General features: G+C 66.4%; 13 protein-coding genes. 11 read left to right on the forward strand and 2 right to left on the reverse strand.

All coding sequences use genetic code 11. The features are described from left to right. The first annotated feature begins 6 nt into the window (after positions 1 to 6). Genes AB0N03_RS31930 through AB0N03_RS31940 form a run of 3 tightly spaced genes read left to right on the forward strand, consistent with a single transcriptional unit; the run spans position 7 to position 2,390 of the window. Entirely contained in the window at positions 7 to 621 is a 615-nt protein-coding gene (locus AB0N03_RS31930; RefSeq protein WP_364379233.1) for a hypothetical protein, read from the forward strand. Further along, on the forward strand, positions 614 to 1,759 hold the full coding sequence (locus AB0N03_RS31935; RefSeq protein WP_364379236.1) for an MAB_1171c family putative transporter: 1,146 nt from the start codon (positions 614 to 616) through the stop codon (positions 1,757 to 1,759). Before AB0N03_RS31930 ends, AB0N03_RS31935 begins: the two co-directional genes overlap by 8 nt. A 13-nt stretch (positions 1,760 to 1,772) precedes the next feature. Beyond that, positions 1,773 to 2,390, forward strand: a complete 618-nt coding sequence (locus tag AB0N03_RS31940) for a phosphatase PAP2 family protein (protein ID WP_364379239.1) — start codon at positions 1,773 to 1,775, stop codon at positions 2,388 to 2,390. Between the two features lie 303 nt (positions 2,391 to 2,693). On the opposite strand, the gene AB0N03_RS31945 is transcribed toward AB0N03_RS31940, so the two are convergent. After that, on the reverse strand, positions 2,694 to 3,209 hold the full coding sequence (locus AB0N03_RS31945; RefSeq protein ID WP_364379242.1) for a hypothetical protein: 516 nt from the start codon (positions 3,207 to 3,209) through the stop codon (positions 2,694 to 2,696). Positions 3,210 to 3,330: 121 nt separating this feature from the next. Here AB0N03_RS31945 and AB0N03_RS31950 point away from each other — a divergent pair, with 121 nt between their 5' ends. From AB0N03_RS31950 to AB0N03_RS31960, 3 genes are all read left to right on the forward strand, one after another. After that, complete coding sequence (locus tag AB0N03_RS31950) at positions 3,331 to 3,939, forward strand: hypothetical protein (RefSeq protein ID WP_364379245.1); 609 nt, start codon at positions 3,331 to 3,333, stop codon at positions 3,937 to 3,939. Positions 3,940 to 4,314: 375 nt separating this feature from the next. Further along, on the forward strand, positions 4,315 to 5,493 hold the full coding sequence (locus AB0N03_RS31955; RefSeq protein ID WP_364379248.1) for a cytochrome P450: 1,179 nt from the start codon (positions 4,315 to 4,317) through the stop codon (positions 5,491 to 5,493). A gap of 1,154 nt (positions 5,494 to 6,647) precedes the next feature. After that, positions 6,648 to 9,032 carry a LuxR C-terminal-related transcriptional regulator gene (locus AB0N03_RS31960; RefSeq protein WP_364379251.1) on the forward strand — a complete coding sequence of 795 codons (2,385 nt, stop codon included), beginning with the start codon at positions 6,648 to 6,650 and terminating at the stop codon, positions 9,030 to 9,032. Positions 9,033 to 9,139: 107 nt separating this feature from the next. Here AB0N03_RS31960 and AB0N03_RS31965 read toward each other — a convergent pair whose 3' ends face one another. Further along, positions 9,140 to 10,330, reverse strand: a complete 1,191-nt coding sequence (locus tag AB0N03_RS31965; protein ID WP_364379253.1) for a cytochrome P450 — start codon at positions 10,328 to 10,330, stop codon at positions 9,140 to 9,142. Positions 10,331 to 11,003: 673 nt separating this feature from the next. On the opposite strand from AB0N03_RS31965, the gene AB0N03_RS31970 reads away from it, so the two are divergent. The 5 genes from AB0N03_RS31970 to AB0N03_RS31990 all read left to right on the forward strand — a co-directional run bounded on the left by AB0N03_RS31970 (position 11,004) and on the right by AB0N03_RS31990 (position 14,048). After that, positions 11,004 to 11,384 (forward strand): hypothetical protein, encoded by a 381-nt coding sequence (locus tag AB0N03_RS31970; RefSeq protein WP_364379256.1) that lies wholly within the window; start codon positions 11,004 to 11,006, stop codon positions 11,382 to 11,384. Positions 11,385 to 11,415: 31 nt separating this feature from the next. After that, complete coding sequence (locus AB0N03_RS31975; RefSeq protein ID WP_364379259.1) at positions 11,416 to 12,264, forward strand: hypothetical protein; 849 nt, start codon at positions 11,416 to 11,418, stop codon at positions 12,262 to 12,264. Further along, positions 12,261 to 12,767: a hypothetical protein gene (locus AB0N03_RS31980; RefSeq protein ID WP_364379262.1), complete on the forward strand. Its 507-nt coding sequence runs from the start codon at positions 12,261 to 12,263 to the stop codon at positions 12,765 to 12,767. The genes AB0N03_RS31975 and AB0N03_RS31980 overlap by 4 nt, the downstream gene beginning before the upstream one ends. Before the next feature lie 94 nt (positions 12,768 to 12,861). Continuing rightward, positions 12,862 to 13,071, forward strand: a complete 210-nt coding sequence (locus tag AB0N03_RS31985; protein ID WP_364379265.1) for a hypothetical protein — start codon at positions 12,862 to 12,864, stop codon at positions 13,069 to 13,071. 413 nt (positions 13,072 to 13,484) lie between these two features. After that, positions 13,485 to 14,048: a hypothetical protein gene (locus AB0N03_RS31990; protein ID WP_364379268.1), complete on the forward strand. Its 564-nt coding sequence runs from the start codon at positions 13,485 to 13,487 to the stop codon at positions 14,046 to 14,048. Positions 14,049 to 14,270 lie beyond the last annotated feature (222 nt).

A 14,270-nucleotide genomic window follows, 5' to 3' on the forward strand; every position in this document is an offset into this window, starting at 1 on the left:
CGCAACATGTCCATCGACGACAGCTCGGCCGCCGGCACTCCGAGCCGCCGGCCGGAGCCCCTCGGGGGCGCCGAGTACCGGCGGCTCCGCCGCCGCATCAACAAGCTCCTGAGGGAAGTTGGCATCTCCGATCCGTGGGATATCCGCGAGTTCATCCAGCGCCTTGCCGACTCCCGCGGCCGGCCGATTGAGCTTCTTGCCGCCGAGATTCCCCCCAGTGGGCCGGACGCCATGTGGGTGCCCACTGAGTACGCCGACGTGATCCTCTACGACTCCGGTCTCCGCGAGGGCGACCTGCACTGGGAGCAAGTCTTGGCGCACGAGGCCGCCCACATCCTGCTCTGCCACCGCGGCGACGAAGACGCCGTGCTCGCCCGTGGCCCGCTCGACGAGCAGCTGCGCGAGCTGATCTTTCGACATGCTGGCGACGGCGCAGTCGAGGACCAGGTACTCCACCGCGAAACGTACTCGCACAAGCAGGAGACCGAAGCCGAGGTCGCAGCATCGCTTATCTGGAAAGCTGCCGGCCGCCGCCTCATCGAGCCCGAACGCCGCCTGCGCGGCGCCGACCTCGACAGCGTTGACGCGCTCGCCTCGGTCATGGAGCGCGCTCGTGCGTGAGGCGATCCAGACCGCGCTGCAGTGGGTGATGGTCCTCGCCGGGATTGCGGTCACCATCTACCGGCTCGTCGACCTGATCCGCTCGCCGAAAAAGCCCGCGATGTGGGCGATGTGGTCCGGACTGCTGCTGCTGACTCTGTGCGTCGCGGTCGGCATGAAAGCCATCTGGACTCTCTCGGCGCCACAGTTCTTGGTCCAGCACCTGTTCATCCTCGGCTGCCTGGAGTCGTTCACGTGGTTCTACCTGCTCTCGATCTATGGCGGCCGTGAGCGGCCCGCCGAGATTCGCTGGTACCAGGCCGCGATGTACCTGCTCGCCGGCGGCATGGTCGTCACCTGGGGCCTCAGCGTCGCCTTCGAGAACCCCGACTACCTCGACCTCGACTACGCGGCCTTCCCGCTCATCCGCGCGTCGGTGCTTTGCTACACCGCCGCCATCGGCGTCCTGCTCCTAACGCTCAGCCGCCTGTCCTGGAAGTGGTCGCGGATCGCCGACCGCGTATGGCTCCGCCGCAGCCTGGTGACGCTGACCATCAGCACCGGCCTCGGCCTGCTCTACACCGCCCACCACCTGGCGTACACGATCCTCGAGGCGATCGGCATCACCCCGTCGTATCCGCAGGGACTGGAAGTACCCGTGATCGCGGGCGGCGTCCTTACCGCCCTGATCGGCCTCTCCATGCCGGTCTGGGGCCCGCGAGGCACCGCGCTGCGGATGCTGGTCGAATACCGGCGCTCCTACCGCGAGCTGGAGCCGCTGTGGCAGGCATTCACCGCCGCCCAGCCCGCGATCGCGCTGGAAGCTCGGCCACCGAAGTGGGACAGCGAGTTCGCGCTCTACCGCCGCGCCATCGAGATCATGGACGGCCGCAGCAGGCTCCGCGGCTGGCTCGACCCCGAGGTGGCGCACGCCGCCGAACAGGCAGCCAAGGCGCGCGGGCTGGAGGGCGCCGAACTGGTCGCCGCTGTCGAGGCCGAGGTGTGGCGCCACGCCATCGCCGCCCACGCTGCCCAGGCCGCCGAGCCGAGTGAGAAGGTGCTCACGGAGCCGGCGACTGGCAACAACCTCGCCGCGATGGTCAAGTTCCTGCGGCTGGTCGCGGCGGCGTGGCAGCGCCCGCCGCTCATCCCGAGCTGATCACGAGAAGGTAATGACCACCGAGACCGTTGAACACCAACCCCAGACCCCCGCCGAAAAGGCCGGGAAGGTCGTCGGCGAAATCCTCGCGCCCTGGGTGGTGCTCGTGCTGCTGTCGCTGGCGGTGCCGTGGCGCGCCACCGGCTACAGCGTCGGGTTCACCCTCCTCTGGGGCTTCGTCATCGCGTTCTTCTGCGCCGCCGTGCCAATGGCGTTCATCGTGCGAGGCGCTAAGAAGGGTGACTGGGACGGCCACCACGTCCGCAACCGAGAGGGCAGGGCGAAGCCGCTGATCGTGTGCTTCGCCTCCACCGCTGTTGGGCTGGCGATCATGCTGTTCGGGCACGCACCGACCGACCTGGTGTACATGGCGGTCGCCATGCTCGTGTCGCTCGTGGTCACGTTCGTGATCACGTTCCGCTGGAAGATCAGCCTCCACGCGGCCGTCTCCGGCGGGGGAGTCGCGACGCTGGCCGTGGTGTACGGGCCCGTTGCCCTGGCGCTGCTGCTCGTCGTGGCGCTGATCTGCTGGGCCCGCGTGGTCACCGGCGACCACACTCCTGCGCAGGTCGCGGCGGGTACGACACTGGGGTTCGGGATCACGATCTTGACGTTCGTGCCCGCCTTTTGACCACTCGAACGGAGTAAGTTTAGTGTTGCATCAGCCGGAGATGTAATTTTCAGTTGACATTGGTTTGGGTGGGCGGATAGCTTGAAGGCCTCGCCGGGTGATCCGCACTCGCGCGGCGACGAGCAGGGGGATCCTGCTGGCGACACGCAATCCCTGTGTCGCCAGCAGGGAAGACTCCACACCAGAACCGTCCGTCGCACTCGGATACGCGGCCCGGCACCCTCGAACCCGGGCCGCCGCGACGAACGAGAAGCACCCCGCCGGCCAAGAGCGATCTCCCAGGCTCTCGGGGCGCTCCGCCGTTCAGCCGGCCAGCGCTACCTGATACTCCTTCGCCTGGTCCGGCGTCAGGAATCGCGACACCCGCACCAGCACCGCGCCCTTCACGTAGTCGTACTCGCCGACCGCGGGCATCCCCTTCGCGACCGACTGGATGAAGTCCATCCGCGCCTTCGCGCCGGCGAACACCTCCACCGAGCCGCCGCGCTCGACCGCGTCTTCCTTCGCGAACTCGACGTCGTCGGCCTTGATGCGCGAGTCCGAGAACGCCGTCTTCGAGCTGTAACCGTTCGGCCGGCCGAGCAGCTGGTTCGGGTCGTCCTCCGCGGTGTAGGCCTTGAACAGCTTCACCGTGGGGATCTTCGCGCCGAGCGTCTTCGTGACATCCTCGGCGGACTTCGGCCCGGCGGCGGCCTCGGCCGGGGCGACAACGCCCGCCGAGTCGGTCGCCGTGGGCGTGCCGCCCGAACTGCTGCACGCGGCCAACGAGAGCACGGCCGCGGAGACGGCAACGGCCAGGACGGTACGACGGATGATCACGAACCCCTCCAACGTGATGATGGTCAACGCCGGTATGTCTCGCCGGGAAGATCTTGTGTTACTGCAAGCAATGAACTCGTGACCGTGGCGCTCGACGGTCGTCCGGCGGCAGCCTGGTTCGATGTCCCGCATGACGCCCGCACTCGCGCAGCCTGAACCCTGGTACTGGTCCGGAACGTTCTGGACCATCGTCGGCATCGGCGTGGCCATCATCCTCGGGATCGCCGCCGTCGTAGCGACCTACCGATCCGCGAATCCCCGCCGGCGACTGTACGTCTACGCCACGGAGATCACACCGCTCATACACGCCGCCGGCACCGAGTTGGGGCTCGAAGTGTTAGCAGGAGGCGAAAAGCTCCAAGATCCCCACTTGGTGACCGCGCATGTAGTTAGCCGCGGCCGACGCGACATCCGCAAAGACGCATTCGACGGCTCGATCGAGCTCAAGTTCACCGCCCGGATCATCTCCGTGCTGCGCACCAGCTCGTACACAAAGGTCGCCGGGTCGCCCGTGCCCAACTGGTTCTACCGGGGCGAGACGATTGAAATCCCTCCGGCCTTGCTGCGCCACGACCACCGGCTGCAATACACCGTTCTCGTGGAGGGCGAGCCTCCAGAGTTCTCCGCCGTTGTGCCGGTTGAAGCCGATGTCCGTTTCGAGGCTCCGGCGGATGTAACGCTTTCGGGTCGCGCGCAGCTAGGTTACGTCGTCGTAGCGGCTACGGGGTAGGACTTGCGGTCTTCATGGCGGTTGGCGCCAGCTGGCTGGACGGGGTGGCGGTTGCCCTCCTCTCGCTGGGGGCAACCGCCTCAGCTCTCGGATTGAAGTTAGTGGGGAGTAAGAGCTCCAAGCCTTGAGGCTTCAGGTAGTCGAGCGGGCGGTACCGCTATCCAGGCTCGAACCCTCGTCTCCGACGAGCTGTTCCAGAAGCTCACGGACGACGTCCTCCGGGAGGACAGCGAACTCGATCCGGCGTGCTCCCATCGAGTCACCGACCGCCGGGCCGGCCGCCCGGGATTGGGCTCGGCACCGGCTCGCGGCGACCTGACGGACGGCTCGACCGTCGCGGCATGAGAAAGTGCCCTGGTGAATATGCTCGGCGAGTTGCTTGACCCACGAAACCGACTGGACCCGTACCCGCTATACGCACATTGGCGCGAGAAGGCGCCGGTCGTTCGGGTCGGCGGCCCGTTCGTCGCCGTGCTCGGCCACGACGAGGCGGACCAGGTGCTGCGCGGCACCGAGTTCGGGCACCCTGAGCCGGAGGTCATCGACGGCGGCGACCCGGACCAGCCCGTCGACGAGCTGGGCCGGGTGGTGCGGGCGTTCGCGTTCCTGAACCCGCCGGATCACACCCGGCTGCGCCGCCTGGTGTCGAAGGCGTTCACGCCGCGCGTGATCGATAGCCTGCAACCGCGGATCGAGCAGCTGGCCACCGACGCGATCGACCGGATCGTCGACACCGGCGAAGCGAACCTCATGGAAGCGCTGGCGGTGCCGCTGCCGGTGACGGTGATCGCGGAGCTGCTGGGCGTGCCGGGCGAAGACCGGGAACTGTTCGGCTCATGGTCGGCCGCGATGGCGCGGGCCTCGGACCCGGGATTCCTGCTGCCGCCGGACGTCGCCGAGCGCGCCGCGGCCGCACGGCGGGAGTTCATCGCCTACTTCCGCGAGCTGGCCGCCGAGCGCCGCCGCGCCCCGGGGGAAGACCTGCTGTCCGCGCTGGTGGCGGTCTCCGACGAAGGCGAGGTGCTGAACGAAGGGGAGCTGCTGGTCACGCTCACCCTGCTACTGGTCGCCGGTCACGAGACCACGACGAACCTCATCGGCAACGGCGTCCTCGCCTTGCTGCGTAACCCCGAGCAGTACGCCGCCCTGGTGGGCGACGACGCGCTCGCGGAGGCCGCGGTCGAGGAGATCCTGCGCTATGACTCGCCGATCCAGCTCACCATGCGCAACGTGGTGGCCAACACGACCCTCGGCGACATCGAGCTGAACGCCGGCGACCAGACGCTGGTGTTCTTCGGCGCCGCCAACCGCGACCCGCGCGCACACCAGGCGCCCGACACGTTCAACATCACGCGGGCCCCGGAGCGGCACCTGTCGTTCGGGCATGGGATCCACTTCTGCCTCGGCGCGCCGCTGGCTCGGTTGGAGGGCCGGACCGTGCTGCAGGAACTCGCCCGCCGCGCCCCGGGCCTGCAGCTGGCCGACGAGCCTGAGTGGGGGCCCACGATGACGTTGCGCGGGCTGAGCTCACTCCCGGTCATCGTGGCCCGATAGCTGCGCGGCCCCATACTCGGCGACGAAGGCGGCGTAGTCGTCCGCGACGACCTACGGGCATTCGTCCGCGGTTTGCCGCTGAACTTCTGTGAAGGCCGGCACCTTGAGTCCCTCAAGTCGCGTTCCCTGGGCGAAGGCTGTGATGGTCAGGATGCGCATTTCCAGCTTGTCTACAACGCTCGGCGCGGACTCGAACCAGCCCGTGGCCGCCTCGATACACGTACCGAACACCCCGGCCGGTGTTGTTCTCGCGAATGCGGCGCTCGATGTGCGCGTTGCCGCCTTCGGACTCCACCGGATCTCGGTCAGCGATCGCCGTGTCGGTCCCGCTGGTGATCACGGTCGTGATCACTTCCCTCTGGAAGGCCGGCGTATACGCCGAGGTCTCCGCCGGAGACGTCGTGACCATGGCCGTGGCTACGGACCAGTCGCATGCTTGTACTGCTGGTTGTGGCGCGGATCTGCCGGTCTCGTGTAGAGACATGCGACCACGCCGCCGCACAGGTCACGGTGCCCCTCTGGGGTTCAAGGTCACGATGTCGACCTTCGCGCCGACGTTCTGGGTTCGAGAAGCGTAACTTCGAAGAATCATGATACTCGGTGTGTAATGTTCAGTTGACATGGGTTGTGGTGCCCGGATAGCGTGAAGATCACGTCGGGCAGGCAGCAAACTCGACGAGGAGAAGGGAGCACTACCGGCAACACAGATTTCGGTACCGCGGAATCTCGTGGCGCACAACCCAATCACAATCTCTGTCGAGCCAAATCGGAACCAGTAGCGCCCGGCCACCTACAGAGTGAAACCGAGCAGGAACAGGCGTCCTTCACGGTCCCGTGTTCCGGGGCGAAGTCGAAACACCAGGTTGCGCCGTTGGCAGGAAGTCCAGCAGCAGACTTGCGAGGGGGATGGGAGATCACGATGAACGCATGCGCGCCTCGTGTGGCACAGACGTCTGCGCCTGGGCACTACGTCAGAGCACCGCTGGCAGCCTCGGGCGGTTCAAGCGAGTACCTGCCTGCCCGCCTATGCCAGCGGCAGCGGCAGCGAGCCTAAGCGGGCGCCCCGATGCCGGAGGTAGGGATAGGGGAAGGTGGTCGTTGTGGGCGTCGAGACAGGTCTGCGACCGCAGTTGGAGTACGGGGCAGGAGAGGCCATGGCCGACGACGCCCCTGAGGCGGCCCACACGGCCGGGCGAAGCGATGCGTCTCCGAAAGAGCGTGCTGGAGACGTGCCTGTCGCGGTCACGGATACACAGATGACCAGCTTCGTCGGCCGATCCGATCTGATCGCTGGCGCCAAGCGCCGACTCCGTAGCGCGCGCCTGGTCACGCTGCTCGGTCTGGGGGGCGTCGGCAAGAGCCGTCTACTGCTTCGGCTGGCCGCCGAGACCGACGTGCAGAAGGCCTACCCGGATGGAGTCTGGGTGGTCCGATTGGTCGACGTACCGGCACGGGGCGACCTGGTCGCGGCAGCCTGCGCGGACCAGCTCGGTCTGCTGGACAACGCGGACGGCTCGCCCGTCGCCCGGTTGCGCGAGTTCTTTCGCGAGCGCCGCGCGCTGCTGATGCTCGACAACTGCGAGCACCTGGCCGAGGGAGCCCTCGGCGAAGGACAAGTGTCCCGGCTGTTGACCACGCTCCTGCCAGCAGCGCCGAAGTTGACTGTGGTGGCGACCAGCAGGGTCAGACTGGGCGTAGCAGGCGAACACCTCCTGAACATCGAGCCACTGTCCTCGGCGGATGCCCTGCGCCTGCTACGAGACCGCGCACAGGCCGCAGGCCGGACGATCACGAACGGCGAGCTGCCGCTGGCAGAACGTCTGTGCGAGATGCTGGGCGGTCTGCCCTTGGCCGTCGAGCTGGCGGCCGGGCAACTCGATGTGATGACCCTTGCGGAGATCGCCAAACACCCCGAACTTCTACGGCTACTCGTCGACGGCCTGTCCGAACAACCCCACCACCGCACGATGTATGCGACCATCAAATGGTCCTACGACCTGCTGGATGATTCGGAACAGCGCCTCCTGGCCACCGTTTCGGTGTTCGAAGGCGGATTCGACCTCGACGCCGCCACCGCGGTCTGCCCGGAAGCCGGTATCGATGCCGCTCAGGTGCCGGCTCTGCTGCGGAGTCTGGTCCGCAAATCCCTGCTGCTGGCTGAAGCCACTGGAGACCACACGCGCTACCGCATGCTCGAACTCATCCGGCAGTTCGGCCTGCAGCTGGTGGCGGAGGCGGAACAGGAGTGGGCGCTCCGCTCCGCGCACGCACGGTACGTTCTCGATTTCGCGTCGCGTGTACGTGAGCAGTGGTTCGGCCCGGAGGAGCCGGCGCTGATGCTACGGATGCGCGCCGAACTGCCGAATTCACGTGCTGCCCAAGAGTTTCTGCTGTCATCGGCTCAGACGGCCGATGAGGGCCTCCAGTTGGCTGTCGACATCACCGCGTCGCGTGCGTTTGTGTTCGCCGGTGTGCTGGCCGACTGCCGACGCATGCTGACCCGCGCGCTTGAGAAGCAACACCAGAGCACGCCGAGCATGGGTCAGGTTGCGGCTCTGAGCCAGATCGCGTGGATCGCGCAGATCCAGGGCACCGATGCCGCAGGCCCTGCCCTGGAGGCGGCTGGTCGGCTCGCTGCTCGGCTCGGCTGCGAGGATTCGTTCGGACCGCTGTTGTATGCCCGAGGTTGTCGACTGTGGTTGGCCGAGCCGGATCAGGATCGTGCACGCGACAGCATTGCGCTGCTCGGCCGGGCGGAGGCCGCTTTCGCAGAGTCCGGCGATCACGGCAACGCGTACATGGCGGCACTGTACGGTGCGATGGCGACAGTCTTCCTGGGCGGCGCCGACGCCGCGTTCGTGGCGAGTGCCCGAGTACTGGAGACGGCCACCGCAGCGCGGGCTGAGTGGTGCATTTCGTGGGCCAAGTGGACCTGCGGACTGGCCGAACTGCTCCACGGAAATCTGCGGGCTGCGATCCAGCAGACGCAGGAGGCCTTACGGATCCAGGTAGCGATCAAGGATCGGTGGGGTCCACCCTGGGCACTGTGGCTGATCGCCCTGATCTTGCTGCGACTCGGCAGGTTCGAGCAAGGTGCGAAGCTGCTCGGAGGCGCGCGCGTCGCCCAGCAACTGACTCAGACCAGCGTGCTGGGGTTATCGCAATTCTTGCGCGTGCAGCGTGCCATCGAGTCGTACGCACGCCAGAGGTACGGGGACAGATTCGAGGCTGAGTTCGAGGTCGGGGAGAACCGCGCAGCGTCGATCGAGGAGGCCTACGCGTCAGCGCTGCAAGAACTCGACACAGAAGACGAGCCCTCGACCATCCCACGGGCTGCGGACAAGCTGACCGATCGCGAACTGCAGATTGCCAAACTGGTGGCGAAGCCGATGAACAACGACGAAATCGCCGAACGACTCGGAATCAGCCATCGCACGGTGGAGAAGCATGTACAGCGGATCCTCGCCAAGTACGACTTGTCCACGCGCACGGATATCGCAGTGTGGTACCTGCGCTCTGTAGCCCCGTTGGAGGCATGACGAGGCCTCGACGTGCAGAAAGGGCGCGTCGAGGCCTCATGCGACACCACGCAGCCGAAGCGATGCCGACCAAGGGTGTTGCGGTCGTGGGCCGCCGCGGGGTTCGCTCAACGCCCGCCGAGTATCACGGGCAATGAGCGGAAGCCATTCATGATCACGCTCGGATTGTGATGCAGCTCATCGGTCTCAACGGCCGGACGTGCATCGGGAAATTCGCGGGTCAACGCGGTGAACGCGATGTCGGCTTCCAGTCGCGCGAGAGGCGTGCCGAGGCAGTAGTGGATCCCATGTCCGAAGGACAGGTGGGTTGCGTTCCGGCGCACATCCAGCCTGTCGGCATCGGGGTACCGGTGTTGATCGCGGCCGGCACTCAGTAAGGACACCAGAACGACTTGCTCGGCGGGGATGATCACACCGCCGTACTGAACCGGCTCTGTCGTCCACCGGTAGGTGGCCATGCGAACGGGACTGTCGAAACGCAGTACCTCTTCAACGGCGCCAGGAACGAGGTCCGGGCGGCGCCCCAGCAACCGCCAACGACGAGGATCGGCCAGCAAGTGGTACACCCCGTTTCCGATCAGGTTCGTCGCGGTCTCATGGCCGGCGACGAACAGCAGGAACACCAGGTCCATCACCTCGTCGGCGGTCAACTCGCCGATGTCGGACAGCTGCACCATCGCCGAGAGCAGCCCGTCGTCCGCGCTTGTGCGCTTGGCGACGATCAGCTTGTCAAAGTAGTCCTCCATGGCATGGGAGGCCGGAAGTACCCGATCCGGTTCGTCCTCCATGAGCGCTGTCGTCCAGTCGCGGAACTGGTCACGCTCGTCCAGCGGTATGCCGAGCAACTCGCAAATTACGGCAAGCGGCAGCGGGAACGCCAAGTGCTCGATCAGGTCGACCGGGCGATCGCGAGGAAGGTCCTCTAGGAGTCCGGCGACCAGTCGCTCGATGCCCGGGCGGAGCAGGTGGACCCGCCGGAGGGTGAAGGCTTTCGACACCCGCCGGCGCAGCTCGTCGTGGCGAGGGTTGTCCATAAACAGGATGCTTGACGAGCCGAACATCCGCGACAGCTCGGGAGGCTTGCCGGCGCGTCGCAGCTGCGCGCCGAGGATTCGGTGCATACCCGCGCTGTCCTTGCTGAGACGCTCGTCAGTGAGGGCTGCGAGCGCATCGGCGTGATGTCCGATTACCCAGGCGCCAACGCCGCTGGGCAAGGTCACCTGATGCACGGCTCCCTGCTCTCGCAGCGCGTGTGCGGCTTCGTGGGCGCGTTCCCAATCGAAGATCTCCGAGGTCATTAGTTTGCCCTCCAGTACGTGCCGTCTTCAGGTGGCGAGCTGCGTGCGTGTACGACCTCCACCGATCCGACACAACGACTCCGCCTCGTCGTGCCGAAAAGAGGAATCCCCGCAGACATTCGTCGAGTGCCGTACCCGTCGGTCGGCCGGTGACATTCCTCCCTGTCCAGCATGAAGGACGGCCGTCCCCCGGCCATCGGCGCAGGCACGTACGTCGTCATGAGGACACCACGTAGCCACGCCGCCAACACGTACGTGCAGACGCGTACATGTGATCGACGACTGGCGCCCACCGTGGTCGGCAAACACACCTTCGGCACACAAACTCACGGAAGTTCGATAACCGATCAAATAACCGAAATTGCTACAGGCTTCTTGCTGGCTATATCGCATCGTGCCGTCGCATGCCCTTCGCATCGGAGGTATCACGTTAAGTAGTAGCTACGTGGACTCAATCGATGCAACTACGCGCGTACCCGTACCGCGAACGTACCAGCGTGTCACCGCGAGTCGCGACTACGCGTGCTCGCGCATTGACGGCATGATCCCTGATCGGTCTATCGTTGCGATGTCGCCGAAGAACCCAGCCAGATACTGCTATCTGGTTGGCCTGGTGCGGTTGGCCACATGGACACCGCGGCAGGAACCAGAACCTCGCGGTACTCAACTAGCGGTGGAATTGGAAACCCTCATGGCTATCTCGGACAACAACGCGTACGAGTGTCCCATCGTGAGAACGCTGCTCGTTGTTCGCGATGACGAAACAGGTTGGGCGCATGTTGCTTACGACATCGATCCGCGACGGAAACCGCGGGCAGCAGGTTTCATCATGTGTGAAAGCGAGAACGCTGTCCTGACTGGGATGGCGGCCGCTGGTTTTCGCCTGTCATGCGCGTACCGCGTGGACCAGTGGTCGATTGCGTTCCTCTTCGAACGGGCAGCCGCTCCCGTCGTCCCTGTGCTTGAAGTGGTCGTGGACAACGGCGACGACCATGACAACGCGGAGTTGACCTCTCGGGTGTCGACGGCTCGGTCGCTACGCCTGGTGCAGTAAGCAACAAGGAGCGGATCCGCACGCTCACGATTTGGAGAAAACCATGGCGATACACCTTCTGCCGGCGAAATCGGCGGTCATGATCAGTGGTCATCCGTTGGCTGTACGGCTGGTCATCCTTGCAGGCGGCACGACCGCGATGGGCGGTGGAATCGCGCTGCTCGTGTGGTCACGCCTGGGGCTAACCCCGATGGACGTCCTTCACACCGGGGTGAGTCATGCGACCGGCTGGACGTTCGGCAGTGGCATCATCCTCTGCCAGTTGGTGCTCGCCATGACGTTCATCCCGCTCAGGCTCAGACCCGGAGTCGGGACAGTCGCCGCTCTCGTGATTCCCGCAGTCGTCGCCGACGGGACGCTAGCGTTGCTGCCCACTGTCGACGCTATTCCGATCCGGGTCGCAGCCCTCGCGTCCGGCGGGCTCTTGTTCGCCAGCGGCGTCGCCATCTACCTGTCAGCCAATCTGGGCAGGCTGCCACGTGACGGAATCATGATGGCCTTCGCTGGCCCGCCCAGCGACGACCGCCGAGCCCGAGCCAGACGAGTCGCACTGACCCGCATCGCCACCGACACGGCGTTCATCGCCGGAGGCGTCGCGCTGCTCGGTCCTGCGAACGCCGTCTACGTCGGCGCTCTGTCGCCCGGCACGCTCCTGCTCGCGGCCGGCTCCGGTCCCTTGATCGCCTGCCTGCTCGACATCTTGGCTCGAGCTCCCGGCTTCTCGCCGCAGACAGCCCCGGCCGAGCCGCGCCACGGAACCGGTCGTCACCGACGCGCGCAACGCGCCACCACCCGCGGCGACCGGGCATGGACCACCGCCGACCCCGGTCATCCAGCCAAGTCGGGCCAGCACCTGCACGCATGGAGGAAACGATCATGACTCAGCTCATGCCGCACAACGACATCCAGATCGCAGTCGGGAAATTCGGCGAGGCCGTCATAGGCCCACAACGACAACAGCTCACCGTCGCCGTGCACTCCGGCATGGCACCGATCCGGACCCTGTCGTCCGGGACGGTACGGATGGCCGGCGGCCACCACGCGCTACCGCACATCCACGCCGAGTCCGAGATCCAGGTGTACGTCGTGCGCGGCAGGATCGCATCCCTGGTCGGCCCCGACCTGACCCCGCTCCTGCATGGCCCCGGTTCGCTGCTCTACATCGCACCAGGACTGGAGCATGTCGGCGTGAACCTCGATCCATACGAGCCCGCCGACTTGGTCGAATTCTGCACCGATCCGGCATTCAACGCCGATGTGATCCGCATCGACGGCTTGGACGCGCTCGCCGAGACGCGCGTCACCGACCTGCGCCGCGAGTACCTGCTCGGCCGCTGCGACGAGCAGCTGGCCACCCCGTCCGTGCACGCCGTGACCAGGTGACGATCGCAGCCACCCATAGCCACCCGCACGGCCTTGTGCGGGCGTCGGAAACACACTACCGCGGCCACCGCCGCACCCAACCGAAAGGACCGTCATGCAGAACATCCACATCGTCCGCGCCATCCTCGCCGGCACCTTCATCGTCGCCGGGATCGTGGCCGGACCGGGCGCCGCCTCCGCCGCAACGACCGCCCAGTCCGCCCCGGCCGCCGCCACGCTCAGCCCCGACACCCGCGAAGGCTCGATCACCGCCGCATCCCCCAGCGAGGCGGCGGTAGCGGCGCCCGACGGCACCCGGATCTGATGATAGCGGCCGGAGCCAATTACCGCCGCGAGCCGAATCTCTCCCGCCGGTCGCCGCCGGGACATTTACACCGGCGAGTTACGTCACGCAATCCACGCGTCGACCGGCAATAAATGCCGCCCTTAATCGGATGGCTTGACAAAACTAAATACCCGCCCTGAGGCCCTTGACTTCGGTCGTTTTCTTGGGCAGCGTGGGCGGCATCAGCAAACACAGGCGCTGATCGTGGGGTCACCACAGTAAAACCGAGCCTCTGCGTGTGTCGACAGGTTGGGGAACCTGGCAGCTCGATGCACGTGATCGACAGTGGATTGCCATTCTTATCCGCGGAGAACAAAATCAGTTCTCGTGAACCGTCGGCTCGGGTGGGACTCCTCGAATTTCGGTCAAGAAATTCCATCAGAGGAGCACAAATGATGTTGTCTCAACGAGTCCGTCTCGGGATCGTCGGTGCCGTCGCGGCGGCGACGGTGGTCGGGAGCGCCGGTCTGGCCGAGGCGGCCACCGCCCACGCGCCGGCGACGTCGCCCGCCGCGCCCGCCTCGCCCAGCGCGAACCGTGACGTCGGGGTCCCGAGCGAGATCGATTCCTCGGCGCCGGCGATCGCACCGGACGGCACCTGGATCTGGGGGCTGACAGCCCTCCCCTTCGGCGGACACCCCACCCGCGCCAAGGGCACCACGCAGGACGGGCGGGCGCTGACGACCCAGAGCTCGATCGAGGTCGACATCCTCGCCTCGGGCGCCCGGCTCCGCAGCTCGGTGCCCAGCGGTTCCGTGATCGCTCTGGCCTACCCCGGCCAGACCGCGTGGGGAGGCTGCCAGATCCCCGGCAGCGACGGCTGGGTGTGGGGCTGGCTGACCGTCCAGACCTCGGCCGGCTGGCGATCCGGCTGGATGCGCCACGACCTGTGGTCAATCACCCAGCACACCTACCCGGGCGGCGGTTCGGATCCGCGCAGCCTGCCCTGGTGCTGAAACCGCACAGGCCGATGACCCACCGGCCACGGTGACATCACCTCTGGGCTTCTGAGCCCGGCGGCCACCTCCTCCCCACGTCGATGGTGGCCGCCTCCCCGGGAGGCGGCCGGCGAAATTCACCCTCCACCGCCGGCCGTCTCCCCTCAACCCTTCCCACGAAAGCGCAGTCATGAACCAGCCACGCAGCCACTCCGCCGCCGCGCAGCAGCCGCAGACGCC

Source organism: Amycolatopsis sp. NPDC051061 (genome assembly GCF_040682935.1).
In the GTDB taxonomy this organism is placed as follows: domain Bacteria; phylum Actinomycetota; class Actinomycetes; order Mycobacteriales; family Pseudonocardiaceae; genus Amycolatopsis.